General features: G+C 56.2%; 20 protein-coding genes and 1 riboswitch. Of the genes, 15 read left to right on the top strand and 5 right to left on the bottom strand.

The window, feature by feature from the left end; genetic code table 11:
• Positions 1–4: 4 nt before the first annotated feature.
• Complete coding sequence (gene leuC / locus PanJK_RS16305) at positions 5–1411, top strand: 3-isopropylmalate dehydratase large subunit (protein WP_008108626.1); 1407 nt, start codon at positions 5–7, stop codon at positions 1409–1411.
• A gap of 3 nt (positions 1412–1414) precedes the next feature.
• Complete coding sequence (gene leuD / locus PanJK_RS16300) at positions 1415–2020, top strand: 3-isopropylmalate dehydratase small subunit (protein ID WP_008108627.1); 606 nt, start codon at positions 1415–1417, stop codon at positions 2018–2020.
• Positions 2021–2054: 34 nt separating this feature from the next.
• On the opposite strand, the gene PanJK_RS16295 is transcribed toward leuD, so the two are convergent.
• Positions 2055–3233 (bottom strand): MFS transporter, encoded by a 1179-nt coding sequence (locus PanJK_RS16295; protein ID WP_256695591.1) that lies wholly within the window; start codon positions 3231–3233, stop codon positions 2055–2057.
• 257 nt (positions 3234–3490) lie between these two features.
• On the opposite strand from PanJK_RS16295, the gene sgrR reads away from it, so the two are divergent.
• The 4 genes from sgrR (at position 3491) to thiQ (ending at position 8588) form a co-directional block, all read left to right on the top strand.
• Positions 3491–5152 carry an HTH-type transcriptional regulator SgrR gene (gene sgrR / locus PanJK_RS16290; protein WP_265301170.1) on the top strand — a complete coding sequence of 554 codons (1662 nt, stop codon included), beginning with the start codon at positions 3491–3493 and terminating at the stop codon, positions 5150–5152.
• A gap of 35 nt (positions 5153–5187) precedes the next feature.
• Positions 5188–5283, top strand: a riboswitch (TPP riboswitch).
• Between the two features lie 47 nt (positions 5284–5330).
• Complete coding sequence (thiB, locus tag PanJK_RS16285; protein ID WP_265301167.1) at positions 5331–6317, top strand: thiamine ABC transporter substrate binding subunit; 987 nt, start codon at positions 5331–5333, stop codon at positions 6315–6317.
• On the top strand, positions 6317–7903 hold the full coding sequence (gene thiP / locus PanJK_RS16280; protein WP_265301165.1) for a thiamine/thiamine pyrophosphate ABC transporter permease ThiP: 1587 nt from the start codon (positions 6317–6319) through the stop codon (positions 7901–7903). The genes thiB and thiP overlap by 1 nt, the downstream gene beginning before the upstream one ends.
• Positions 7887–8588 (top strand): thiamine ABC transporter ATP-binding protein ThiQ, encoded by a 702-nt coding sequence (thiQ, locus tag PanJK_RS16275; RefSeq protein WP_265301163.1) that lies wholly within the window; start codon positions 7887–7889, stop codon positions 8586–8588. Before thiP ends, thiQ begins: the two co-directional genes overlap by 17 nt.
• Here thiQ and PanJK_RS16270 read toward each other — a convergent pair.
• Complete coding sequence (locus tag PanJK_RS16270; RefSeq protein ID WP_265301161.1) at positions 8585–9349, bottom strand: DedA family protein; 765 nt, start codon at positions 9347–9349, stop codon at positions 8585–8587. The two genes, thiQ and PanJK_RS16270, sit on opposite strands and share 4 nt — an antisense overlap.
• Before the next feature lie 165 nt (positions 9350–9514).
• Between PanJK_RS16270 and polB the strand changes: the two genes are divergently transcribed.
• From polB to rluA, 3 genes are all read left to right on the top strand, one after another.
• Positions 9515–11875 carry a DNA polymerase II gene (gene polB, locus PanJK_RS16265; protein ID WP_265301159.1) on the top strand — a complete coding sequence of 787 codons (2361 nt, stop codon included), beginning with the start codon at positions 9515–9517 and terminating at the stop codon, positions 11873–11875.
• Positions 11876–12027: 152 nt separating this feature from the next.
• A complete protein-coding gene (gene rapA / locus PanJK_RS16260) occupies positions 12028–14934 on the top strand; it encodes an RNA polymerase-associated protein RapA (protein ID WP_265301157.1) in 2907 nt (968 codons plus the stop codon).
• A gap of 19 nt (positions 14935–14953) precedes the next feature.
• Positions 14954–15613 (top strand): bifunctional tRNA pseudouridine(32) synthase/23S rRNA pseudouridine(746) synthase RluA, encoded by a 660-nt coding sequence (rluA, locus tag PanJK_RS16255; protein ID WP_154154246.1) that lies wholly within the window; start codon positions 14954–14956, stop codon positions 15611–15613.
• Between the two features lie 145 nt (positions 15614–15758).
• Here rluA and djlA read toward each other — a convergent pair whose 3' ends face one another.
• Complete coding sequence (gene djlA, locus PanJK_RS16250) at positions 15759–16571, bottom strand: co-chaperone DjlA (protein WP_061718138.1); 813 nt, start codon at positions 16569–16571, stop codon at positions 15759–15761.
• Positions 16572–16753: 182 nt separating this feature from the next.
• On the opposite strand from djlA, the gene lptD reads away from it, so the two are divergent.
• Genes lptD through apaH form a run of 6 tightly spaced genes read left to right on the top strand, consistent with a single transcriptional unit; the run spans position 16754 to position 23573 of the window.
• The gene (lptD, locus tag PanJK_RS16245; protein WP_256695580.1) at positions 16754–19126 is read left to right on the top strand and encodes an LPS assembly protein LptD; all 2373 of its coding nucleotides are present in this window, start codon (positions 16754–16756) and stop codon (positions 19124–19126) included.
• A gap of 54 nt (positions 19127–19180) precedes the next feature.
• Positions 19181–20476, top strand: a complete 1296-nt coding sequence (gene surA / locus PanJK_RS16240; protein WP_265301153.1) for a peptidylprolyl isomerase SurA — start codon at positions 19181–19183, stop codon at positions 20474–20476.
• Positions 20466–21455, top strand: coding sequence for a 4-hydroxythreonine-4-phosphate dehydrogenase PdxA (gene pdxA, locus PanJK_RS16235; RefSeq protein WP_256695578.1), 990 nt, complete (start codon positions 20466–20468; stop codon positions 21453–21455). The genes surA and pdxA overlap by 11 nt, the downstream gene beginning before the upstream one ends.
• A complete protein-coding gene (gene rsmA, locus PanJK_RS16230; protein WP_061718142.1) occupies positions 21448–22272 on the top strand; it encodes a 16S rRNA (adenine(1518)-N(6)/adenine(1519)-N(6))-dimethyltransferase RsmA in 825 nt (274 codons plus the stop codon). Before pdxA ends, rsmA begins: the two co-directional genes overlap by 8 nt.
• 4 nt (positions 22273–22276) lie before the next feature.
• Positions 22277–22654, top strand: coding sequence for a Co2+/Mg2+ efflux protein ApaG (apaG, locus tag PanJK_RS16225; protein WP_265301150.1), 378 nt, complete (start codon positions 22277–22279; stop codon positions 22652–22654).
• Between the two features lie 49 nt (positions 22655–22703).
• Positions 22704–23573 carry a bis(5'-nucleosyl)-tetraphosphatase (symmetrical) ApaH gene (gene apaH / locus PanJK_RS16220; RefSeq protein ID WP_265301147.1) on the top strand — a complete coding sequence of 290 codons (870 nt, stop codon included), beginning with the start codon at positions 22704–22706 and terminating at the stop codon, positions 23571–23573.
• 53 nt (positions 23574–23626) lie between these two features.
• Here apaH and folA read toward each other — a convergent pair whose 3' ends face one another.
• Complete coding sequence (gene folA, locus PanJK_RS16215; RefSeq protein ID WP_137385137.1) at positions 23627–24109, bottom strand: type 3 dihydrofolate reductase; 483 nt, start codon at positions 24107–24109, stop codon at positions 23627–23629.
• Positions 24110–24394: 285 nt separating this feature from the next.
• On the bottom strand, positions 24395–25537 hold the full coding sequence (locus tag PanJK_RS16210; RefSeq protein ID WP_265301143.1) for a porin: 1143 nt from the start codon (positions 25535–25537) through the stop codon (positions 24395–24397).
• Positions 25538–25679: the final 142 nt, after the last annotated feature.

Below are 25679 nucleotides of genomic sequence, written 5' to 3'. Positions count from 1 at the left end.
TAAAATGAAAAGCTTATACCAGAAGTTATTTGATGCACATGTCGTCCATGAAACGCCTAACGAAACGCCGTTACTCTATATCGATCGCCATCTGATCCATGAAGTGACGTCACCGCAGGCCTTTGATGGCCTGCGCGCGCACGGCCGCAAGGTGCGCCAGCCGTCGAAAACCTTCGCCACCATGGATCACAACGTTTCGACGCAGACCAAAGATATCAACGCGTCTGGCGAGATGGCGCGCATTCAGATGCAAGAGCTGATCAAGAACTGTGCTGAGTTCGGCATTCAGCTGTATGACCTGAATCACCCGTTCCAGGGCATCGTGCACGTGATTGGGCCAGAGCAAGGCATGACATTGCCGGGCATGACCATTGTGTGTGGCGATTCCCACACTGCTACCCATGGCGCGTTTGGTTCACTGGCTTTCGGTATCGGTACTTCCGAAGTTGAGCACGTGTTTGCCACGCAAACCCTGAAACAGGGCCGCGCGAAAACCATGAAGATTGAAGTGCTGGGCGAAGCTGCGCCGGGCATCACTGCCAAAGACATCGTGTTGGCGATCATCGGTAAAACCGGCAGCGCTGGCGGTACCGGTCACGTTGTCGAATTCTGTGGCCCAGCAATTGAAGCGCTGAGCATGGAAGGCCGCATGACGCTGTGTAACATGGCGATTGAAATGGGTGCCAAAGCGGGCCTGGTCGCGCCGGATGACACCACTTTCGCTTACCTCAAAGACAAGCAATTCGCGCCGAAGGGCGAGCAGTGGGAGCAAGCGGTGGCTTACTGGCGCACGCTGAAGTCCGACAGCGATGCCAAATTCGACAGCATCGTCACGCTGCATGCCGAAGATATCGCTCCGCAAGTGACCTGGGGCACCAATCCAGGCCAGGTAATGGCGGTCGATCAAGCGATCCCGAATCCACAATCCTTTGCCGATCCGGTCGAGCGCGCTTCTGCAGAGAAAGCGCTGGCGTATATGGATCTGCAGCCAGGCATCAAACTGACTGACGTGGCGATCGATAAAGTGTTTATCGGTTCCTGCACCAACTCACGTATTGAAGATCTGCGCGCCGCTGCCGCGATTGCCAAAGGCCGCAAAGTGGCGCCGGGCGTGGTAGCGATGGTGGTGCCAGGTTCCGGTCCGGTGAAAGCACAAGCCGAAGCCGAAGGCCTGGACAAAATCTTCCTCGAAGCCGGTTTTGAATGGCGTTTGCCGGGTTGCTCGATGTGTCTGGCAATGAACAATGACCGCCTGAATCCAGGCGAACGTTGCGCATCAACCAGCAACCGTAACTTTGAAGGCCGTCAGGGCCGCGGTGGACGTACGCACCTGGTGAGCCCGGCGATGGCCGCTGCGGCTGCCGTGACCGGTCGTTTTGCCGATATTCGTGAATTGACTCAGGGAGCGTAAACCATGGCGAACAAATTTACTCAACACAGCGGAATTGTGGCGCCATTGGATGCGGCCAACGTCGACACTGATGCCATCATTCCTAAGCAGTTCCTGCAGAAAGTGACGCGCACCGGTTTTGGCGCGCACCTGTTCCACGACTGGCGTTTTGAAGATGATGCGGGCACCGTGCCAACCGCCAGCTTTGTGCTGAACAAACCCGAGTTCAAAGGCACCAGCATTTTGCTGGCGCGTGAGAACTTTGGCTGTGGCTCATCGCGCGAGCATGCACCGTGGGCGCTGACCGATTTCGGTTTCCACGTGGTGATCGCGCCAAGCTTCGCCGATATCTTCTATGGCAACAGCTTTAACAACCAGCTGCTGCCGGTGAAGTTGAGCGATGAAGAAGTGGATGAGATGTTCAAACTGGTTGCCGCGCAGCCGGGCGTGAGCTTCACCGTGGATCTGGAAGCGCAAACTGTTACGGCAGGCGATAAGACGTATAGCTTCGAAATCGACAGCTTCCGCCGTCACTGCATGATTAACGGTCTCGACAGCATTGGCCTGACGCTGCAACACGAAGCGTCAATCTCCAGCTACGAAACCAATCAGCCCGCGTTCTTACGCTAAGGCAACAAGGGCGACGTGATGTCGCCCTTCTCCTTTATACATCCCGCACGCGCGACGCCAATCCCAAGGCCAGCACCGCCAGCCCCAACGCCAGCCAGTAAACCGACTCATGACCAAAGCGCTCGCTCATGGTGCCCTGAATGATGCCGGCGATAATCATGCCGGTGGAAATCGAGGTGGTGAACAGCGTCGTCGCCGCACCCGCGCGGCCCGGCATTAAATCCTGGAACCACAGCATGCCAATCCCGGCGATGATGCCGATAAAGGCAGCGTTAAACAGTTGCAACACCATCAACGCAGTACGCGACTGGAACATCACCAATCCGAGATAAAACACAATCGCCGCCACCAGCGCCAGCAGCATCAGTTTGCGTTTGCCGGTGCGCCGCGCGTAATGCCCGGCCAGTAGCATGATTGGAATCTCCAGCCCGGCGGCGGTGCCCATTAGCAGTCCCGCCAGCTTCTCCGGCAGGCCAAGCGTGGCGCTGATATACAGCGGCATATCAATGATATACATGGTGTTGCACGCCCACATGGTGACGGAGGCGATAAACAGCAACCGCACCTGGCTGTCTTTCCACGGGCTCAGCTGCGTCAGCACCGCTTCAGGCGATGCCACCACGCGCGGCACCGACGGCAAGGTACGCCAGATCAGCAGCATGCTCAGCAGGAAAATCCCCGCCGCCACGCAAAACAGCGTCACAAAGCCGTAGTTGAGTGCCAGCGCAAACGACAGCGGCGGCCCAATCACCCACGCCAGCGACAGCTGCGCGCGCATCACCGAGCTGAACATCACCACTTCACGCGCCGACTGATCGGCATATTCGCGCGCGAGCGCAAACACCTGCGGAATCGACACGCTGGCCAGCGCCGACAAAAACACGCCCAGCGTCACCAGCGTTAAATAGTGGCGATTGAAGGCAAACAGCAGCGCATTCAGCGTCGCCATCAGGCAGCAAAACAGAATCAGGTTGCGGCGATCGCCCTGGTTATCGGAGCGTTTCGCCATCAGCAGGCTAATCACAATCCCGGCGATCGCATTGATGGTAAAGAACAGGCCGACCCAGAACGGACTCACCTGCACTTCACGCGTCAGAAACAGGCTGAGTGTCGGCGCCTGCAGCGCACCGGCCACGCCAGTCATAAACGACACCGCCATAAACGAGAGATAGACCGGATTGATGCGACGTTGACGCGTTAACAGCGATTTCATGCAGAAATCCCTTTGCGAATAAAAAAATAGGTAGAGAAATGAGGGTAGAAGATTCTACAGCAAAACGAAAAAAGCCAGCAGATAAAGCGCTGCTGGCGGTGAAAATGCACCCTACTCAGAAAGAGGTTCCACGTCGGTGGAACCGCTGGCAGAGCGCCATTCATTGCTGAATGCCTCCCGCTCTTCCATTGCCGGGCAGTATGCCTCTAATATGAGGCAGGAAAAACTGAGCGATTCTGACAAGGAGTTCCCCTTTTATGTCCTCTTCACGTTTGCAGCAGCAATTTATCCGCTTATGGCAAAGCTGTCAGGGACAGGATCAGGAAACCACGCTCAACGAGCTGGCCGATCTGCTGCACTGCTCGCGTCGGCATATGCGCAACCTGCTCAATGCCATGCAGAGCGAAGGCTGGCTGATTTGGCAGGCAGAAGCGGGACGCGGCAAGCGCTCGATGCTGAGTTTCTGCTATACCGGCCTGGCGCTCCAGCAGCAGCGTGCTGAGGATCTGCTGGAGCAGGATCGCATCGAACAGCTGGTGCAACTGGTGGGTGATAAAAATCAGGTGCGCCAGATGATCTCGGCACATTTAGGCCGCAGCTTCCGCCAGGGTAAACATATCCTGCGTGTGCTCTATTACCGTCCGCTGCCCAATCTGCTGCCCGGTTCGCCGCTGCGCCGCTCAGAAACCCATCTGGCGCGACAAATTTTCAACGGCCTGATGCGCATAAATGAGGAAAAGGGGGAAATCGAACCGGATATCGCCCATCACTGGCAGCAAACCTCGCCGCTGCAGTGGCGCTTCTTCCTGCGCCCGGCGATACGTTTTCATCATGGCCGTGAACTGGAAATGGCGGATGTGATTGCTTCGCTGGAACGCGTGCGCAGCCAGCCGCTGTTTTCTCACATCAGTAAACTGGATTCGCCCGCGCCCTGGACGCTGGATATCCATCTGAGCCAGCCGGACGATTGGTTACCGTGGCTGCTAGCCAGCGTCAGCGCGATGATCCTGCCGCGCGAATGGCCAACGCTGCGTCAGTTTGCCCGCCAGCCGATTGGCACCGGCCCGTACAGCGTGGTGCGCAATCAGCAAACGCAGCTGAAGATCGCCGCCTTCGATGATTACTTTGGCTATCGCGCGCTGATTGACGATGTGTCGATTTGGGTGTTGCCGGAGATCAGCGATGAACTGGTGTATGCTGGAGTCAAACTGCAGGGCGAAACCGCCGACGAAAAATCGGAAGAGAGCCGTCTGGAGGAAGGCTGCTACTTTCTGCTTTACGATCAGCGCTCCGAGCTGGGCCGCGATGCGCATTTTCGCCGCTGGGTGAGTTATCTGTTTAATCCGATCGCCTTATTGAATCATGCTGGCGTCGGCTATCAGCGTTACTGGTTCCCCGCTTATGGCTTGCTGCCGCGCTGGCACCATCGCCGCGATCTCACGTCCGCCGACAAGCCAGCAGGTTTAACCCAGCTGACGCTGAGCTGGTACAGCCATCACGTTGAGCATGAAGGTATCGCCAACGCGCTGCGACCGCTGCTGGCGCAGCAAGGTGTTGAGCTGATCACCCGCGTTGTGAGCTACGAAGAGTGGTTCGAGGGCGAAGGTGAAAGTGACATCTGGCTCGGCAGCGTTAACTTTACCCTGCCGCTCGAGTACGCGCTGTTCGCCCAACTGTTTGAGCTGCCGTTGATGCATCACTGCATCCCCATTGACTGGCAAGCCGATGCCGCACGCTGGCGGCAAAAGGATTTACCGTTGGCGGAATGGAGTAAGCAGCTGATCGACAGCGACTATCTGCATCCGCTGTTCCATCACTGGCTGCTGCTGGAAGGACAGCGCAGTATGCGTGGCGTGCGCCTCAATACGCTTGGCTGGTTTGACTTCAAATCGGCCTGGTTTGCGCCGCCGGAGCTGTGATCCTTTCGCGCTGTCATATAAATGTCTAGAATGAGCCGTTCTCAACGGGGTGCCTTGAAATTAGGGCTGAGAGAAACCCGTCGAACCTGATCCGGCTAATACCGGCGTAGGGATTTGAGATGCCTCACTCCTCAGATCCTTTGCGACTCGACCTTATCTTCTCCTCAAGGAGCGCAAAGTGTTAAACAAAGTTCTGCCTGTGTTGATGCTGGTTGCGGCACCGGCTTTCGCTGCCAAACCGGTTCTCACCGTTTACACCTACGATTCGTTTTCTGCCGATTGGGGCCCCGGTCCGGCGGTAAAAAAAGCCTTTGAAGCGCAGTGCGGCTGCGAACTGAAGTACGTAGCGCTGGAAGATGGCGTATCGCTGCTTAATCGCGTACGCATGGAAGGCAAAAATAGCAAAGCCGATGTGGTGCTGGGGCTGGATAACAATCTGGTGCAGGCAGCGGAGAAAACCGGGCTATTTGCCAAAAGCAGCGTTGATACCAAAGTATTAACGTTGCCAGATGGCTGGCACAGCGACACCTTCATTCCATTCGATTATGGCTACTTCGCCTTCGTCTACGATAAAAACAAACTGAAGAATCCGCCGAAAAGCCTGAAAGAGATGGTTGAAAGCCCGGAAAAATGGCGTGTGATTTATGAAGATCCGCGCACCAGCACGCCGGGTCTTGGCCTGCTGCTGTGGATGCAAAAAGTTTATGGCGACAACGCGCCTGACGCGTGGCAGAAGCTGGCACAAAAAACCGTTACCGTCACCAAAGGCTGGAGTGAAGCTTACGGCCTGTTCCTGAAGGGCGAAGGCGATCTGGTGTTAAGCTACACCACTTCTCCGGCTTATCACATTATCGAAGAGAAGAAAGAGAACTACGCTGCGGCCGAATTTAGCGAAGGCCACTATTTGCAGGTGGAAGTGGCCGCGCAGCTCGCCAGCAGCAAACAGCCCAAGCTGGCGCAGCAGTTCATGCAGTTTATGGTTTCTCCGGCTTTCCAGCAGAACATTCCCACTGGCAACTGGATGTATCCGGTGATCAAAAGCGATCTGCCAGCTGGTTATCAAGCTTTGCAGGTGCCCGCCAAGGCGTTGCAATACACGCCAGCCGAAGTGGCCGACCATCGCGCCGCGTGGATCAGCGCATGGCAAAGCGCCGTTAGCCGTTAATGTCCGGTTGGTTAATTCCCGGTAGCGCTGTCGCGCTGTTGCTGTGCGCGGTGGCGCTGCTGGCGTTTGGCGCATTAGTGATGGTTGCGCCGGCCACCGACTGGCGCGCGCTGCTCAACGACAGTTATCTGCATCATGTGCTGCTGTTCTCGTTCGAGCAGGCGCTACTGTCGGCGTTGCTCTCAGTGCTGCCCGCAATCTTGCTGGCGCGCGCGCTCTATCGCCGCCGTTTTCCCGGTCGCAACCTGTTGCTGCGCCTGTGCGCCATGACGCTGGTGCTGCCGGTGCTGGTGGCGGTATTTGGCTTGCTCAGCGTGTACGGTCGCAGCGGCTGGCTGGCGCAACTGTGCGCGGCCATTGGCTTTGACTACCACTTTTCGCCGTATGGCCTGCAGGGCATTCTGCTGGCGCACGTCTTCTTTAACCTGCCGCTGGCGACGCGCCTGCTGTTACAGGCGCTGGAGAGTATTCCCGGCGAGCAGCGGCAAGTCGCCGCCCAGCTCGGCCTGCGCGGCTGGAATCTGTTTCGCTGGCTGGAATGGCCGTGGCTGCGCCGTCAGATTCTGCCAACGGCGGCGCTGATCTTTATGCTCTGCTTCGCCAGCTTCGCCACGGTGCTGGCACTGGGCGGCGGACCGCAGGCCACTACGCTGGAACTGGCGATCTATCAGGCGCTGAATTTCGACTACGATCCGGGCCGCGCGGCGCTGCTGGCGCTGTTACAGCTGGGTTGTTGCTTGCTGCTGGTGTTGCTGAGCCAGCGCTTTAGTAAAGCCATTCCCACCGGCAGCCAGAGCATTCGCGGCTGGCGCGATCCGCAGGATTCATGGCAGGCGCGCATCAGCGATACTGTATTGATTGGCCTGGCGCTGCTGCTGCTGTTACCGCCGCTGGCGGCGGTAATCGTCGATGGTTTGCGCGGCGGCGTCGCCGGTGCACTGCAACAAGCGGCGCTGTGGCAAGCCACCTTTACCTCGCTGCGCATCGCTATCGGTGCTGGCCTGCTTTGCGTGGTGCTGACCATGATGCTGCTGTGGAGCAGCCGCGAACTGCGACAGCGCCAGAACGTGATAGCGGCGCAGGCGATGGAGATGAGCGGCATGCTGATTCTGGCGATGCCGGGTATTGTGCTGGCGAGCGGTTTCTTCCTGCTGTTCAACGCCACCGTAGGTCTGCCGCAGCGCGCCGATGGTTTGGTGATCTTCACTAACGCCCTGATCGCCATCCCTTACGCCATGAAAGTGCTGGAGAATCCGATGCGCGATATCAGCGCCCGTTACAGCCAGCTCTGCGCTTCACTCGGCATCTCCGGTTTCAACCGTTTGCGGCTGATTGAGCTGCGCGCGTTGAAACGTCCCATTGCTCAGGCGCTGGCGTTTGCCTGCGTGCTGTCGATTGGCGATTTCGGCGTCGTCGCACTGTTTGGTAGCGCCGATTTCCGCACGCTGCCCTTCTATCTGTTCCAGCAGATTGGCGCCTATCGCGGTGCGGACGGCGCCGTCACCGCATTGCTATTGCTGCTCCTCTGCTTGTTACTCTTTACTCTGATGGAAAAATTACCGGGTCGCCATGCTGACACTGAATAACCTCACTTACCTTTATCAGCATCTGCCGATGCGCTTCAGTTTTGCGGCGCAGGCAGGTGAACGTTTGGCGATCCTCGGTCCGAGCGGCGCGGGGAAAAGTACCTTGCTGAGTCTGATTGGCGGCTTTTTGCCAATCAATCAAGGCGCGCTGGTGATGAACGGCATCGATCATACTCACAGCGTGCCGTCGGCGCGGCCAGTTTCCATGCTGTTCCAGGAGAACAACCTTTTTCCGCATCTCACGGTGCAGCAAAACATGGCGTTGGGTTTACATCCGGGCCTGAAACTGACGCGCGAACAGCAGCAGCAAGTCGTAGACATCGCCGAGCAAACTGGCCTGCAGGCAATGCTCACGCGTTTGCCTGGCGAGCTTTCCGGCGGCCAGCGTCAGCGCGTGGCACTGGCGCGTTGCCTGCTGCGCAATCAGCCAATTTTGCTGCTGGACGAACCCTTCTCAGCGCTGGATCCGGCGCTGCGCAACGAGATGCTGCAGCTGGTTCGTTCGGTATGCGAAAGCCGCAACATCACCTTGTTGATGGTGTCCCACAGTCTGGAAGATGCTCAGCAAATTGCGCCGCGCAGTTTGGTGATCGTCGATGGGCGCATCTATTGGGATGGCAGCACTGAAAGTTTGGTGCGTGGTGAAAGTGAGGCGGCCGCCATCCTTGGCGTGACGTCGCGTTAAGCGAAGAAGACTTTCCACAGCAGGTGGCGGAAGATCGGCATCATTGGATGGAACTGGATAGCGATAAACGCGCCCAGACCCATTGCCGCCATTAGAGGAGCCAGCCAGCGCAGGCGCGCAGTCGGCAGATATTTCGTTGCCCAATCGACGGTTTTGCCGCTGCGCCACCAGCGCCACAGCAACCAGCCACCGATCCACAGCAGCAACGCCACCAGCAACAGCAACCACTTAAAGCTGCCGCCCTGCGCGGCCTGCGGCACGTCAATCGCCACGCCCGCCAGAATGCCCGGCATCAAATAAGCGGGTGGCCAGAGAATGCAGCCAATCAGGTTAGGCGGCAGGAACTTGCGCACCGGCAGTTCCAGCATGCCGGCCGCCAGCGGAATCAGCGGACGCGTCGGCCCAACAAAACGCCCTACCAAAATGGTAAGCATGCTGTGCTGATGCAGCGCATGTTCAGTTTTATCGAGCAAGCCTTTGTATTTTTGTATGTATTTCCAACGATGCAGCGGCCCCTGAAACTTCCAGCCGATGCCATACGAAACCCAATCCCCGATCAGGCAGCCAGCAAAACCTGCCGCCCACGCCGGGTAAAGCCCAATTTGTCCACTGCCGACCAGCGCCCCAAGGCTGGCCATTAATACCGTGCCCGGCAACAGCAATCCCACGAAGGCCAGCGACTCAAGGAAAGTCACCAGCGCAACGGCGATCAGCGCGTACTCCAGCGATTGCGAAAACAGGTGTTGAATCCAGGCTTCCATAAATATCCTCTGCGGAATATAGAGGCTGGATTGTCCAGAGCCATTGCGCCACCGTCAAGGCAAGAATTGTAGGACGATGTTGACAAAGTGGTGACAATTTCGCCCGCTGGGACACTGTATAAACATCCATGTTATACTTCATGCAATTCATTCTCTGGAGTTCACGTGACCGATCCACGCGCAGGTTTTCTGCTTACCCGACATTGGCGAGATACGCCGACCGGCAGCGAAGTGGTGCTATGGCTGGCAACCGACAGCGGCCCGCAGCGGCTGGTGCTGCCTGCTCAGGAATCCGTGGCGTTTGTTCCAGAGGAGTTTCGCACGCAAACCGAAGCGCTGATCCGCGATGAGCGACACACACGCCTGCAAACGCTGGCGCTGAAGGATTTCCGCCGCCGCCCGGTGTTTGGCCTCTATTGTCGCAGCAATCGCCAGCTGCAAAATCTGGAAAAGCGCCTGCGTGAAAACGGTATTCCGGTGTATGAAGCGGATATTCGTCCACCCGAACGCTATTTGATGGAGCGCTTTATCACCGCGCCGGTGTGGTTTAGCGGTGAAACGCGCGGCGACAGCGTGGTCAACGCGCGCCTGAAGCCGCATCCTGATTACCGTCCGCAGCTGAAATGGGTATCGCTGGATATCGAAACCACTCAGCATGGCGAACTCTACTGTATCGGGCTGGAAGGCTGCGGTCAGCGCCAGGTTTACATGCTTGGCCCGCCCAATGGCGATGCCAGCACGCTCGATTTTGAGCTGATTTATGTTGATAGCCGCCCGCAGCTGCTTGAGCAGCTCAACGCGTGGTTTGAGCGGCATGAACCGGATGTGATTATCGGCTGGAACGTGGTGCAGTTCGACTTGCGCGTATTGCAGAAACACGCCGATCGCTACGGCATTCCGCTGCGTTTAGGACGTCACAAGCAGGCGCTGGAGTGGCGCGAGCACGGCTTCAAACCCGGCGTATTCTTCGCACAGGCGACGGGCCGCTTGATTATTGATGGCATCGACGCGCTCAAATCTGCCTTCTGGGATTTCCCCTCTTTCAGCCTGGAAGCGGTATCGCGCCAGCTGCTGGGCGAAGGCAAAGCCATCGACAATCCGTGGGATCGCATGGAGGAGATCAACTGGCGCTTTGCCAACGATAAGCCGGCGCTGGCGAAATATAACCTCAAAGATTGCGAGCTGGTGACGCGTATCTTCCAGCACACCGCCATCATGCCGTTCCTGCTGGAACGTGCCACGGTAAACGGTTTAGCGGTGGATCGCCACGGCGGTTCGGTGGCGGCTTTTGGTCATCTCTATATCCCGCGTATGCATCGCGCCGGTTTCGTGGCGCCTAATCTCGGTGAAGTAGCGCCGGAAGCCAGCCCCGGCGGCTACGTGATGGATTCGCGGCCCGGCCTGTACGATTCGGTGCTGGTGCTGGATTACAAAAGCCTCTATCCCTCAATTATTCGCACCTTCCTCATCGATCCCGTTGGGCTGGTGGAAGGCCTGGCGCATCCGGATGATACCGATTCGGTGCCAGGTTTTCGCAACGCACGTTTTTCCCGCCAAACCCACTGCTTACCGGCAATAGTGGAACAGATTTGGCAAGGGCGTGAATCCGCCAAGCGCGACAACAACAAACCGCTGTCGCAGGCGCTGAAAATCATCATGAATGCTTTTTATGGCGTGCTCGGCACCAGCGCCTGTCGCTTCTTCGATCCGCGCCTCGCGTCATCCATTACCCTGCGCGGCCACGCTATCATGCAGCAAACGCGCGAGCTGATTGAAGCGGAAGGCTTTGATGTGATTTACGGCGATACCGATTCGACCTTCGTCTGGCTGAAAGGCGCGCGCAGTGAAGCGGAGGCGACGGCGATTGGTCGTCACCTGGCTGAACAGGTTAATGGCTGGTGGCAGCAGCACCTGCAATCGACTTATGGGCTGGATAGCGCGCTGGAGCTGGAGTATGAAACCCACTTCAGCCGTTTTCTGATGCCGACCATTCGCGGCGCCGAACAGGGCAGTAAAAAGCGTTATGCCGGCATGATTCGCAGCGATAGCGGCGAGCGGCTGGTATTTAAAGGCCTCGAATCGGTGCGCACCGACTGGACGCCGCTGGCGCAGCAGTTCCAGCAAAACCTTTATGGCCGCATTTTCCGTGGCGAGCCGTGGCAGGATTACATTCGCGAAACGGTGGCGCAGCTGCTGGCCGGTGAACTCGACGATCAGCTGGTGTATAAAAAACGCCTGCGCCGTGCGCTGAAAGATTACGAGCGCAATGTGCCGCCACATGTGCGCGCTGCGCGTCTCGCCGATGAGCAAAACCGCAAGCTGCAGCGCCCGCTGCAGTATCAAAACGGTGGCTCGATCCGCTATGTGATGGCCACGGCCGGACCGGAACCGCTCGAGGCGCGTAATACGCCCCTCGACTACGATCATTACGTCACCAAACAGCTGCAGCCGGTGGCTGACGGCATTTTACCCTTCGTCGGTGACGACTTTGCTACACTCATTACTGGGCAGCTGGGGCTTTTTTGACAGGTGACGAATGCCTTGCCATCCAGTACCATAGCGCCCTTCCTGATTCTCACCGCACTCACAATCTGACCAAACACCCGTTTGGCGGTTGGGTATTGCCTGAGTACAGGTGAACTTCTTTATGGCATGTCAGAGAGTCGAGCAAAAAATATATGGTTTTTACACTGGGTCAGCGCTGGATTAGTGATACGGAAAGTGAACTGGGATTGGGCACGGTGGTCGCGATCGATACGCGCATGATCACCATGCTTTTTCCGGCAACCGGCGAAAACCGCCTGTATGCCCGAAATGATTCTCCGGTTACTCGTGTGATTTTCAATCCGGGTGACACCATCACCAGCTACGAAGGCTGGCAGATGTGCGTCGATGAAGTCCGCAACGAAAACGATTTAATGACTTACATCGGCACGCGTCTCGACACCGAAGAAACCGGCGTCGTCATGCGCGAAGTGATGCTGGACAGCAAGCTGGTGTTCAGCAAGCCGCAGGATCGCCTGTTCGCCGGTCAGCTCGACCGCATGGACCGCTTTGCGCTGCGTTTCCGCGCACGTAAATATCACAGCGAGCAATACCGCCTGCCGATCAGCGGCCTGCGCGGTATGCGCACCAACCTGATTCCGCATCAGCTGCATATCGCCCACGATGTTGGCCGTCGTCACGCGCCGCGCGTATTACTGGCGGATGAAGTGGGCTTGGGTAAAACCATTGAAGCCGGAATGATCATCCAGCAACAGCTGTTGGCCGGTCGTGCCGAGCGCGTGCTGATTGTGGTGCCAGAAACGCTGCAACATCAGTGGCTGGTGGAAATGCTGCGCCGCTTCAACCTGCGCTTTGCGCTGTTTGATGACGATCGCTACACCGAAGCGCAGCACGACAGCGACAACGCCTTTGAAACCGAGCAGCTGATTATCTGTTCGCTCGATTTTGTACGCCGTAACAAGCAGCGTCTTGAACTGCTGGCCGATGCCGAGTGGGATCTGCTGGTGGTCGATGAAGCGCACCATCTGGCATGGAGCGAAGACGCACCGAGCCGTGAATATCAGGTTATCGAGCAGCTGGCAGAGAAAACCGCTGGCGTACTGCTGCTGACTGCAACGCCAGAGCAGCTGGGCTTAGAGAGCCACTTTGCGCGTCTGCGCCTGCTTGACCCGAACCGTTTCCACGATTTCGGCCAGTTTGTCGAAGAGCAGCAACATTATCGTCCGGTGGCCGATGCGGTGAGCTCGCTGCTGGCCGATCACGCCATTAGCAAAGACGAGATGAATCTGATCAACGATCTGATCGGTGAACAGGATATCGAGCCGCTGCTGCAGGTGGCGAACAGCGATCGCGATGGCAAAGAAGACGCGCGTAAAGAGCTGGTCTCAATGCTGATGGATCGCCACGGCACCAGCCGCGTGCTGTTCCGTAATACCCGTAACGGCGTGAAAGGCTTCCCGAAACGTGAGCTGCACCAGATTCGTCTGCCGCTGCCCGCGCAGTATCAAACCGCGATTAAAGTCTCCGGCATCATGGGCACACGCAAAAGCGCAGAAGAGCGCGCGCGTGACATGCTGTATCCCGAGCAGATTTACCAGGAATTTGAAGGCGATAGCGGCACGTGGTGGAACTTCGATCCGCGCGTTGAGTGGCTGATGGGTTACCTCACCAGCAACCGCAAAGAGAAGGTGCTGGTGATCTGCGCCAAAGCGGCGACCGCGCTGCAGCTGGAACAGGTCTTACGTGAGCGCGAAGGCATCCGCGCCGCCGTGTTCCACGAAGGTTTGTCGATTATCGAACGCGACCGCGCAGCGGCCTTCTTCGCCTCCGAAGAGGATGGCGCGCAGGTGTTACTGTGTTCCGAAATCGGTTCTGAAGGCCGTAACTTCCAGTTCGCCAGCCGTTTGGTGATGTTCGACCTGCCGTTTAACCCGGATCTGCTGGAGCAGCGTATTGGTCGTCTCGATCGTATCGGACAAATGCATGACATCCAGATTCTGGTGCCGTGGCTGGAAAAAACCGCGCAGGCGGTGCTGCTGCGATGGTATCACGAAGGGCTGGACGCGTTTGAACACACCTGCCCAACCGGCCGCGCCATTTATGACAAAGAGTACAATCAGCTGATTGAATATCTTGCCGCGCCGGAAAATCCGCAGGGACTTGATGAGTTCGTCAGCGAAAGCCGCAAGCAGCACGATGCGCTGAAATCACAGCTGGAACAGGGCCGCGATCGCCTGCTGGAACTGAACTCCAACGGCGGAGATGCGGCTCAGGAGCTGGCGAATGCCATCGGCGAGCAGGACAACGATACCGATCTGGTTAACTTTGCGCTGAACCTGTTTGATATCGTCGGTATCAATCAGGAAGACCGCAGCGATAGCCTGATCGTGCTGACGCCATCCGATCACATGCTGGTGCCTGATTTCCCTGGCCTGCCGGAAGAGGGTTGCACCGTGACCTTTAACCGCAACCAGGCGCTGTCACGCGAAGATACCCAGTTTATTACCTGGGAACATCCGCTAATCCTCAACGGTCTTGACCTGATTCTTTCGGGCGATACCGGCAGCTGTGCGCTGTCGCTGCTGAAGAACAAGGCGCTGCCGGTCGGTACGCTGCTGGTCGAGATGATCTATGTGGTTGAAGCACAAGCGCCGAAAAGCCTGCAGCTTACCCGCTTCCTGCCGCCAACGCCGGTGCGTTTGCTGATGGATCGTGCCGGCAATAATCTGGCGAGCAAAGTGGAGTTCGAAAGCTTTAACCGTCAGCTGAATGCGGTGAATCGCCATACCGGCAGCAAGCTGGTGAATGCGGTGCAGCAAGATGTGCACGAGATTCTGACCCAGGCGGAGAAAGCGATCGTGCCGGAAGCGCAGGCGATTATCGCGGCAGCGAAAGTGGAAGCCGAGGAGAAGCTCGGCGCTGAGCTGTCACGTCTCGAAGCGCTGCGCGCGGTTAACCCCAACATCCGTGATGATGAGGTTGAAGCGCTGGAAAGCAATCGCGAACAGGTATTGGAGAGCCTGGGCGATGCCGGCTGGCGTCTTGATGCGCTGCGCCTGATCGTTGTCACGCACCAATGATGTTCAGGACCGCGACCTCATGCTGATGGAAGCTTACAACCCGCCGCTCGAACCCTGGCTGCATATTCTGTATCAGGACGAGCACATTATGGTGGTGAATAAACCGAGCGGGTTGCTGTCGGTGCCGGGCCGTCTGGAGGAGCACAAGGATAGCGTGATGACGCGTATCCAGCGTGATTTCCCGCAGGCGGAATCGGTGCATCGTCTTGATATGGCCACCAGCGGCGTGATCGTCGTGGCCCTGAATAAAGCGGCTGAGCGTGAGCTCAAGCGCCAGTTCCGTGAACGCGAGCCCTCTAAATACTATGTGGCCCGCGTGTGGGGCCATCCAGCGGCAGAAGAGGGTTTAATCGATCTGCCGCTGATTTGCGACTGGCCGAATCGGCCTAAGCAGATGGTGTGTTTTGAGAACGGCAAAGCGGCGCAAACCGAGTATCAGGTGCTGGAGTATGAAGCGACGAACAGTGCGCGCGTCAAGCTCAAGCCCATTACCGGACGTTCACACCAGCTGCGCGTGCATCTGCTGGCGCTGGGGCATCCGATTCTTGGCGACCGCTTTTATGCGCATGAAGAGGCGCTGGCAATGGCGCCGCGTTTGCAGCTGCATGCGGAGTCGCTGACGATCACACATCCGGCGTTTGGCAACAGCATGACGTTCAGGCAGCCGGCGGAATTTTAGTGATGTAGCTTGCCGTCCCCCTCCTCGGTCCTCCCCCATAAATGGGGGAGGAAGATGCTGCAATATATCAGTGTTGGAACTACATGTGGCAGCATCTCCTTCCCCCGCTTGCGGGGGAAGGCCGGGATGGGGGACAACAATAAAATTACTTAAACCCCTTCTCCTTACGAATCAAATCGTAAGCCGCCTGAATCTCCTGCGCTTTTTGCTTCGCCATCTCCATCATCTCCGGCGGTAAACCTTTCGCTACCAGCTTGTCAGGGTGATGCTCGCTCATCAACTTGCGGTATGCGCGCTTGATGGTGGTACCATCATCGCTGCTTTTCACGCCCAACACGCTGCAGGCATCTTCCAGCGTTGGACCGCGTTGCGCCTGCTGATAGGCACCGCCACGTGAAGAACCGCCGCCGCCAAATTGCTGACCGCCTTCCATCATGCGCAGGAATTGATCGAACTGCGCGCGTGAAATGCCGAGCTCTTCGGCGATCACATACAACACCTGACGTTCGTTGGGATGCAGTGAACCATCGGCAAAGGCGGCCTGGATTTGGATTTCCAGAAACATCCGAATCAGATCAAATCGGCCAAAGCAGGCGCTGCGCAGTTCGCGCAATTTACTACGCAGCGGATAGTCGCTCTGCTTGCCTTCACGGAACGCACGTTGCGCAGCAGTGCGTGCATCGCCATGCAGCTGCATACGATCCATAAATAAGGAAGCAATCTGGATATCCGCTTCGGTGACGCGCCCTTTTGACTTGGTCAAATGGCCCATCACCTGGAAGGTGGTACTGAAAAACAGCGTTTGGCGCGCCTGGTTATTGGCGAAGTAGCCCTGTCCTTTTACGCTGCGCACTTTGTCAAACATGTGACCAATGATCAGACCCAGTACAATGCCCCAAAAGCCTGCCCCGGAAAATATCCCGAGCGCCAGACCAATTACTTTTCCCCAGTAGCGCATAAACTCCTCAATTCGCCATGCTTGCGGCTGAAAATTGCATTATCATACCTGTCATTTATCTCAGCGCCTAACGGCAACGCGGACAGACAAGGATTAACACTGGCGCAACGCCGGGCAGTAAGTTAGTCTCTGACCGGATTGTCGGCATGATGCCAGTTTTCATGGAATTATCGAAACCGCGTATGAAAAAACGTATACCTACCTTGCTGGCTACCATGATTGGTGCAGCGCTTTATAGCCAGTCATCACTCGCCGACGATCTGATGTCGCAGTGCATGCTGGGCGTGCCGAGTTACAACCGCCCGCTGGTCAATGGCGACGCCAACTCGCTGCCGGTCACCATCCATTCTGATTCGGCTAAAGGCAACTATCCGAATGATGCGGTGTTCACCGGTAATGTCGACGTGCAGCAGGGCAACAGCCGCCTGCGCGCCGACGAAATGCAGTTGCATCAGCGTCAGCAAGATGGCCAAACCACGCCGGTTCGTACCGTGGATGCGCTGGGTAATGTGCACTATGACGACAATCAGGTCATCCTCAAAGGTCCGAAAGCCTGGTCGAATCTGAACACCAAAGACACTAACGTGTGGAACGGTGATTATCAGATGGTTGGCCGTCAGGGCCGCGGCGATGCCGATCAGATGAAGCTGCGCGGTAATAATCGCTACACGATTCTGGAAAACGGCAGCTTTACCTCCTGTTTGCCGGGGTCCAACAGCTGGAGCGTGGTCGGCTCCGAAGTGATTCAGGACCGCGAAGAAGAAGTCGCGGAGATCTGGAACGCCCGCTTTAAGCTCGGCAATGTGCCGGTATTCTACAGCCCTTATCTTCAGTTACCGATTGGCGATCGTCGCCGCTCGGGCTTCCTGATCCCGAATGCGAAATACGGCAGTAATAATGGCTTCGAATTCATGCTGCCGTATTACTGGAACATCGCGCCGCAGGCCGATGCCACTATCACGCCGCACTATATGGAAAAGCGTGGTCTGCAGTTGCAGAACGAATTCCGCTATTTAACGGTGTTTGGTGCGGGCTTGATGGAGTTGGATTATCTCCCCTCAGATAAGCAATACAACAAAGATAAAAGCGCGCGTCCTTTGGTATCGAATGATTCCAGTGATGACCGCTGGTTATTTTACTGGCGTCATGCAGGTGTATATGAACAGCATTGGCGTTTCAGCGCCGATTATACCAAGGTAAGCGACCCGTATTACTTCAACGATCTCGACTCGAAGTACTACAGCTCCACCGATGGCTATGCGACACAAAAATTCAGTCTGGGGTACGCCGACACCAATTGGGATGCAACGCTTTCAACGAAAGATTTCCAGGTCTTCGGAAGTACCAGCAACAGAAACATCTATCGTGCGATGCCACAACTCGATCTGAACTTCTATCAGAACGATATGGGGCCGTTTGATGGACGTATTTTTGCCCAGGCAGTGAAATTCACCAACGTTGATAGCCGCATGCCGGAAGCAACGCGTTTGCATGTTGAGCCAACGCTCGATCTCCCCCTGTCTAATGGTTGGGCAAGCCTGGATACCGAAGCAAAATTCCTGGCGACCCATTATCAGCAAGATGATGTTGATTACTACAACACATCGGTTAATAGAACTGGCGACAACCAACTGAGAAATTCAGTTAACCGCACCCTGCCACAATTTAAAGTGGACGGTCGCCTGGTCTTTGACCGTGATATGGATTGGCAACAAGGCTACACGCAAACGCTGGAACCGCGTGTTCAGTACCTTTATGTCCCATATCGTAACCAGAGCGATATCTATCCGTACGACTCTACGCTGCTGCAAACTGACTATACTGGCCTGTTCCGCGATCGTACCTACAGCGGTCTGGATCGTATCGCTTCGGCTAACGAAGTGGCGACTGGCGTGACCACGCGTATTTATGATAACGATCTGGTTGAACGTTTTAACGTTTCTGTGGGTCAAATCTACTCGTTTACCCCGTCTCGTACCGGTGTAAACCAGACGAACAAAGAAGATGACACTGGCAGCCTGGTTTGGGCCGGTGACACTTACTGGAAAATCAGCGATCGCTGGGGGGCGCGTGGCGGTCTGCAGTATGACACCCGCCTTGATAACGTCGCGCAAGGTAATGCCGTGCTTGAGTATCGTCAGGATGCCGATCGTATGGTGCAGCTGAGCTATCGCTACAGCAGCCCGGAATACGTGGCGCAGGCGCTGAACAACTCAAGCCTGGTGACTAACCCGATCTACAAAAACGGGATTTCACAAGTGGGCGGCACTGCCAGCTGGCCAATTGCGGACGCATGGTCACTGGTGGGCGGTTATTACTACGATACTCGCAACAGTCGCCCGGCTGAACAGCTGGTCGGCCTGCAGTACAGCTCCTGCTGCTATGCCATTCGTCTGGGTTACGAACGCAAGATCAACGGTTGGGAAAACAACGACAGTAAGTATGACAACCAAATCTCATTCAACATTGAGCTGCGTGGTCTGAGTTCCAACTATGGCTTAGGCACTAATGAAATGCTGCGTCAGGGCATCATTCCTTACCAGCGCGCTTTCTGATGTTGTGATGTTTGACAGGCTCTCCCGCAGTGCGGAAACAACAATGGATAAAGTATGAAGAACTGGAGAATGCTGATTCTTGGTGTAGCGATTACCGCTAACACTGCGTTCGCAGCCCCACAAGTGGTTGATAAAGTTGCCGCTGTCGTGAACAACGGCGTGGTACTGGAAAGTGACGTTGATAACATGATGCGCACCGTGAAATCACAGGCGCAGCAGGCAAACCAGCAACTCCCGGATGACAAAACCTTGCGTCATCAAATCCTTGAACGCCAGGTCATGGATGCCATCATTCTGCAAATGGGTGAAAGAGCGGGCGTGCAGATTAACGATCAGCAACTGGATCAGGCGATTCAGAACATTGCCGCACAAAACCGCATGAGCCTCGACCAGCTGCGTAGCCGTTTGGCCTACGACGGTATGAACTACAACGTCTACCGTGCGCAAATCCGTAAAGAGATGACGATTGCCGAGGTGCGTAACAACGAAGTGCGTCGCCGCGTCACTATCCTGCCGCAGGAAGTGGATACGTTGGCTTCGCAGGTCGGCGCGCAGAACACGCAAGGTACTGAACTGAATATCAGCCAGATTTTGCTGCCGCTGTCAGAAAACCCGACGCAGCAGCAGGTTGACGACCAGGAAACGCTGGCTCGCCAACTGGTTGCTCAGCTGAAAGGCGGCGCCGATTTCGGCAAGCTGGCAGTAACTTACTCGGCCGATCCGCAGGCGCTGAAAGGCGGCAACATGGGCTGGGGCAAAATCGAAGAATTGCCAACGCTGTTCTCGCAGGCGCTGAGCACCGCGAAGAAAGGCGATATCGTCGGTCCAATCCGTTCAGGTGTCGGCTTCCACATCCTGAAGGTGAACGACCTGCGCGGCGAAAGCAAAAGCATCTCTGTAACGGAAGTGCATGCGCGTCACATTCTGCTGAAGCCGTCACCGATCCTGACTGACGCGCAGGCGCAGGCGAAGATCGAACAGATCGCGGCCGACATTAAAAGTGGTAAAACCACTTTCGCAGCAGCGGCCAAAGAGTTCTCAGACGATCCGGGTTCGGCGAACCAGGGTGGCGATCTTGGCTGGGCATCTCCGGAGATTTACGATCCGGCATTCCGCGATGCCTTGCTGAAACTGCAGAAAGGCCAGGTTAGTCAGCCGGTTCACTCCTCCTTTGGCTGGCATTTGATTCAGTTGCTGGATACGCGTCAGGTTGATAAGACCGATGCCGCGCAGAAAGAGCGCGCCTATCGCATGCTGTTCAATCGTAAATTCGCGGAAGAAGCGCAAACCTGGATGCAGGAACAGCGCGCCAGTGCTTACGTGAAGATTCTCGATAACAATGGTCAGTAATTATCGTGTGGTGATCACGCCCGGCGAACCCGCCGGGATTGGTCCCGACCTCACCGTTCAACTGGCGCAGCAAAACTGGCCAGTTGAATTGGTGGTCTGCGGCGACGGCGAGCTTTTGCGCCGTCGCGCTGCTTTATTGGGTTTGCCGCTGACGCTGCGTGATTATCAACCTGCAGTAGCACAACCGCAGCAGGCCGGCACGCTAACGCTGCTGCAGGTCGATACCGCTAAACCGGTGACTGCCGGTGAACTCAACGTTGCGAACAGCCACTATGTACTGGAAACGCTGGCGCGCGCCTGTGACGGCTGTCTGAACGGCGAATTTGCCGCGCTGATTACCGGTCCGGTGCACAAAGGCGTGATCAATGATGCCGGCATTCCGTTTACCGGTCATACTGAGTTTTTTGCCGATCGCGCCGGTGGCGATTTAGTAGTGATGATGCTGGCAACGGAAGAGTTGCGCGTAGCATTGGCCACCACGCATCTGCCGCTGAAAGATGTTTCTGCCGCGATTACCCGCGACACGCTGCATGAAGTTATCACCATTTTACATCGTGATCTGCAGCAGAAATTTGGTTTACCCAATCCCCATATCTTCGTCTGCGGCCTCAATCCGCACGCCGGCGAAAGCGGCCATATGGGCCGCGAAGAGATTGATACCATCATTCCGGCTCTCAACGAACTGCGCCAGCAAGGCATCCAGCTCACCGGACCTCTGCCAGCCGATACGCTGTTCCAGCCGAAATACCTGCAACATGCCGATGCGGTTCTGGCGATGTATCACGACCAGGGCTTACCGGTGCTAAAATTTCAGGGATTTGGCCGCGCGGTGAATATCACACTTGGCCTGCCCTTTATCCGGACTTCTGTCGATCACGGCACCGCGCTTGAATTAGCCGGTCTCGGCCAGGCAGAACCGGGCAGCTTTATCACGGCGCTTAATCTCGCCATCACTATGATCAAGAGCAGTAATGAATAATCGCGTCCATCAGGGGCATTACGCCCGTAAACGTTTCGGGCAGAACTTCCTGAACGATCAGTACATTATCGATAGCATTGTCTCCGCCATTCACCCGCAAAAAGGTGAAGCTATCGTGGAAATCGGCCCCGGCCTTGGCGCATTAACTGAGCCGGTAGGCGAACGTCTGGATGAGCTGACCGTAGTCGAGCTGGACCGCGACCTTGCCGCGCGTCTGCAAACGCACCCGTTCCTCGGTCCAAAGCTGACCATTTTCCAGCAGGATGCGATGACCTTTGATTTCTCTGCGCTGGCGCAAGAGAAAGGCCAGCCGCTGCGCGTGTTCGGCAACCTGCCGTACAACATCTCGACGCCGCTGATGTTCCACCTTTTCAGCTATACTGGTTCGATTAAAGATATGCACTTCATGCTGCAGAAAGAAGTGGTGAATCGTTTAGTCGCCGGTCCGGGCAGCAAAGCTTACGGTCGTTTGAGCGTGATGGCGCAGTACTATTGCCAGGTGATTCCTGTGCTCGAAGTACCACCAGAATCGTTCACGCCGGCACCGAAAGTGGAATCGGCCGTGGTGCGTTTAGTGCCGTATATGCAACCGCAGCATCCGGTTAGCGATATTCGTCTGCTGAGCCGCATTACCACCGAAGCCTTTGGTAAACGCCGTAAAACGCTGCGCAACAGCCTGGCTCATATGTTTGCGGCTGGTGCGCTGGATCAATTAGAAATCGATGCCTCGCTGCGTGCAGAGAACGTCTCTGTGGCGCAATATTGCCAACTGGCAAACTGGTTGAGCAAGCATCAGGCTGAAACTCCGGAGAGTTGAGTGCATGAGTGAACTGGCCCGCGTCTGTATCCATGTGCATAGTCAGTATGTGGAATCGCAATCCTTGCCCGATGAGGATCGTTACGTGTTTGCCTACACCATCACCATTCGCAATTTAGGGCGCAGCAACGTACAGCTGCGCAGCCGCTATTGGCTGATCACTAACGGCAACGGTCGCGAGACTGAAGTGCAAGGTGAAGGCGTGGTCGGCGAACAGCCGCACATTGCGGCCGGCGGCGAGTATCAGTACACCAGCGGCGCGATTCTGGAGACGCCGATGGGCACCATGCAAGGTCACTATGTGATGATCGATGATGCGGGCGAAGAGTTCCACGTCGAGATTCCGGTGTTCCGACTCGCGGTGCAAACCCACATTCACTAATCCTCCTCCGCCCGGCCCGTCCGGGCGGCGCGTTTTAATCGGACTGACAATGAGTACATACCTGATTGGCGATGTTCATGGCTGTTATGACGAGCTTCGTGCGCTATTAGCGCAGGTTGATTTCGATCCGCAGCAGGACACCTTATGGCTTACCGGCGATTTGGTGGCGCGTGGCCCCGGCTCGCTCGATGTGCTGCGCTATGTGAAATCGCTGGGTGATTGCGTGCGTCTGGTGCTGGGTAATCACGACCTGCATTTGCTGGCGGTATTTGCCGGTATCAGCCGCAATAAACCGAAAGATCGCCTGACGCCGCTGCTGGAAGCCGATGATGCCGATGAGTTGATCAACTGGTTACGTCGTCAGCCGCTGTTGCAGGTGGATGAAGAGAAGAAACTGTTGATGGCGCATGCAGGCATTACGCCACAGTGGGATCTGGAGACAGCGCAGCTGTGCGCGCGTGAAGTGGAAGCGGTGCTTTCCAGCGACAGCTATCCGCTGTTTCTTGATGCGATGTACGGCGACATGCCAAACAACTGGACGCCGGAGCTGAGCGGCCTGGCACGACTGCGCTTTAGCACCAATGCGCTGACGCGCATGCGCTTCTGCTTCCCGAATGGCCAGCTGGATATGATCTGCAAAGAGTTGCCAGAATCGGCTCCGCCACCGCTTAAGCCGTGGTTTAACGTACCGGGCAAAATCGACAGCGACTATACGCAGATCTTTGGTCACTGGGCATCGCTGGAAGGTAAAGGCACACCGGAACATGTGATTGGGCTGGATACTGGCTGCTGCTGGGGCGGAACATTGACGCTGCTGCATTGGGAAACCAAACAATATTACGTGCAGGCATCCAATCGAGAGCAGGCGATGGCCGAGAGCGCGGTCAGTGCGCATCCGCCGTTAAGTGATACGCCGTAAATAAAAAACCCCGCTGAAGCGGGGTTTTTTATTGGTCGCGGTAAATAGCAACCCTACGTGCGGCGATCGAGGATCTCGAAGCAGTAGCTGTGCGAGTTCTGCTCATCGGCATCGTGGAATTCGCTGAAGGTTGACTGCCACTCGTCCGGCTCGTAATCCGGGAACTGCGTATCCCCTTCCACTTCCGCATCGATATGAGTCAGATAAAGACGATCCGCGCGAGCCAGCATCTGCTCGTAAACGCGTCCACCACCAATCACCATCATTTCTTCAACATCACCTGCCGCTTTTACCGCCTCTTCCAGCGATGTCACCCAGGTAACGCCTTCGTGATTGCCCGGCTGGCTGCTGACCACAATGTTCAAGCGGCCAGGAAGCGGACGGCCAATCGATTCAAAGGTCAGACGACCCATAATCACCGGCTTATTCAAGGTATTACGTTTGAACCACGCCAAATCTGCTGGCAGGTTCCATGGCATGGCGTTTTCCATACCAATAATGCGGTCCGCTGCCAGTGCCGCGATCAGACTAATCATGTTAAAAGACCTACTGGAAAAAATTGGCGCCATCATACGTAAAGGCGAAACTTTCGTCGATAGGCCGACCCCGCTATTTGCGTAAAGCTCCGATGCCACCGCACTTTTGTTATTGGACAGAGTTTTACACCGACTTTCCCGGCAATAGCGGGGCGAGGAGCCAGAAATTGCTGACGAGGCGGCACAACTCCGCGCGAAACGTCGCATTATCGGTATCGCAGTGTAAAGAAAAGCGCACTCTGTGCGACAAAAGAAAACGGCTCCCGCAGGAGCCGTTGAGACGCTTTAGAAATCGTAGCGCAGACGCACCAGGTTCACGTTGCCCAGTGACTTGTCTGTGCTGGAGGTGATGACATATTCGTAATCGACACGGAAGCCGTAATCCAGCTGTGCACTCACGCCAACGCCGTTATCGATACGTTTGTAGTCACGTCCGTTGACGAACTCCAGACGGTCGCCCATGAAGTAAGGCTGGATGGATTTCACCGCATACTGACCAATTGGGAATTTGTAGCCAGCAAAGTATTCGATGCCCCACGCGTCATCCGCGAAGTAGTTGTTAACGGTGTTGCGTTTGGTTGGTGAGAAGTTCTCATACCAACCGGCACCGGCTGACAGCGTCCAGTTATCCGGTGTCCAGCTGAGCGCAGTGCCATAGATATTCTGGTCATAGCGTTTGCTGTCGCCATTGTTTGGATTGCGGATATCGGCGCGGGTGTAGTTCCACGCGGTGCCCCATGCCAAATCTTTGGTGATGTGGTAGTTCACGCCTAGCGAACCGCCGCCTTTACGCTTATAGCGCAGGCCATTGCCTGGCAGGAATTCGTTATCTTCAAACAGGTAAGATGCATACACATCCGCATCGCCGAAGGTGTTTTTGTACTTCAGCATTTTGCGCGAACGGTACGAGCCGTCGTAGTCGCCATTGATACCGTTGCCCGGTGCCTGGGCCAGCATGTCGTAATCCCAGATATCGGTTTTCGCACCCACTACATCGTAGTAAACGCTGTTCTGCTGACCAAAGTAGAGTTCACCCAGGGTGGCGCTTTTGAAGCCGGTATAAAGTTGGCGGCGCGAGGTGTTGTTTGCACCATCCGCATGATGATTGTCCCAACCCCACCAGGCTGGGAAGTTTACGCCCAGCTCGTAGTAACCCACCCAGCTTACGTCGTCGAACAGGTAATAATTGGCGGTGAAACGGAAACGCGATCCGCCGTCATAGCCATTACGTTTGTACGACTTGTCGTTGACGCCATTCTGATGCAGGTATTGCGGACGAATACTGCCGCCCACTTTGAAGTCGAGACGGCTTAGCGCATCGCCCGCCTGTGGATCCTGCTTGAGTAAAGTAATTTCCGCCTGGCTGGCGAGTGGCGCCGCTGCGAGTAACGCAGCAATAGCGCTGAGAGTGAAAGCACGCATTTGCATTTTTTATATCCCAGTTAAGGTGAGCGCTCTATTGGTGAGCGAGCGAAATAGTACGGTGCGCTAACTGGGATCTTATTTATAATTTTGTGCGGATATTCCGAGGTGTAACGCTTTCCGCATCAACTGATAAAACATATGTCAA

Source organism: Pantoea sp. JK, from assembly GCF_026130245.1.
In the GTDB taxonomy this organism is placed as follows: domain Bacteria; phylum Pseudomonadota; class Gammaproteobacteria; order Enterobacterales; family Enterobacteriaceae; genus Pantoea; species Pantoea trifolii.
Note: the sequence above shows the minus strand (reverse complement) of the source record. Positions and strands in the feature narration are given on the sequence as shown.

Excerpts from the sequence above, each read along its gene's own strand:
- leuC (WP_008108626.1), top strand. The coding sequence starts at position 5 with ATGAAAAGCTTATACCAGAAGTTATTTGATGCACATGTCGTCCATGAA.
- leuD (WP_008108627.1), top strand. The coding sequence starts at position 1,415 with ATGGCGAACAAATTTACTCAACACAGCGGAATTGTGGCGCCATTGGAT.
- PanJK_RS16295 (WP_256695591.1), bottom strand. The coding sequence starts at position 3,233 with ATGAAATCGCTGTTAACGCGTCAACGTCGCATCAATCCGGTCTATCTC.
- sgrR (WP_265301170.1), top strand. The coding sequence starts at position 3,491 with ATGTCCTCTTCACGTTTGCAGCAGCAATTTATCCGCTTATGGCAAAGC.
- thiP (WP_265301165.1), top strand. The coding sequence starts at position 6,317 with ATGTCCGGTTGGTTAATTCCCGGTAGCGCTGTCGCGCTGTTGCTGTGC.
- thiQ (WP_265301163.1), top strand. The coding sequence starts at position 7,887 with ATGCTGACACTGAATAACCTCACTTACCTTTATCAGCATCTGCCGATG.
- PanJK_RS16270 (WP_265301161.1), bottom strand. The coding sequence starts at position 9,349 with ATGGAAGCCTGGATTCAACACCTGTTTTCGCAATCGCTGGAGTACGCG.
- rapA (WP_265301157.1), top strand. The coding sequence starts at position 12,028 with ATGGTTTTTACACTGGGTCAGCGCTGGATTAGTGATACGGAAAGTGAA.
- rluA (WP_154154246.1), top strand. The coding sequence starts at position 14,954 with ATGCTGATGGAAGCTTACAACCCGCCGCTCGAACCCTGGCTGCATATT.
- djlA (WP_061718138.1), bottom strand. The coding sequence starts at position 16,571 with ATGCGCTACTGGGGAAAAGTAATTGGTCTGGCGCTCGGGATATTTTCC.
- lptD (WP_256695580.1), top strand. The coding sequence starts at position 16,754 with ATGAAAAAACGTATACCTACCTTGCTGGCTACCATGATTGGTGCAGCG.
- surA (WP_265301153.1), top strand. The coding sequence starts at position 19,181 with ATGAAGAACTGGAGAATGCTGATTCTTGGTGTAGCGATTACCGCTAAC.
- pdxA (WP_256695578.1), top strand. The coding sequence starts at position 20,466 with ATGGTCAGTAATTATCGTGTGGTGATCACGCCCGGCGAACCCGCCGGG.
- rsmA (WP_061718142.1), top strand. The coding sequence starts at position 21,448 with ATGAATAATCGCGTCCATCAGGGGCATTACGCCCGTAAACGTTTCGGG.
- apaG (WP_265301150.1), top strand. The coding sequence starts at position 22,277 with ATGAGTGAACTGGCCCGCGTCTGTATCCATGTGCATAGTCAGTATGTG.
- apaH (WP_265301147.1), top strand. The coding sequence starts at position 22,704 with ATGAGTACATACCTGATTGGCGATGTTCATGGCTGTTATGACGAGCTT.
- folA (WP_137385137.1), bottom strand. The coding sequence starts at position 24,109 with ATGATTAGTCTGATCGCGGCACTGGCAGCGGACCGCATTATTGGTATG.
- PanJK_RS16210 (WP_265301143.1), bottom strand. The coding sequence starts at position 25,537 with ATGCAAATGCGTGCTTTCACTCTCAGCGCTATTGCTGCGTTACTCGCA.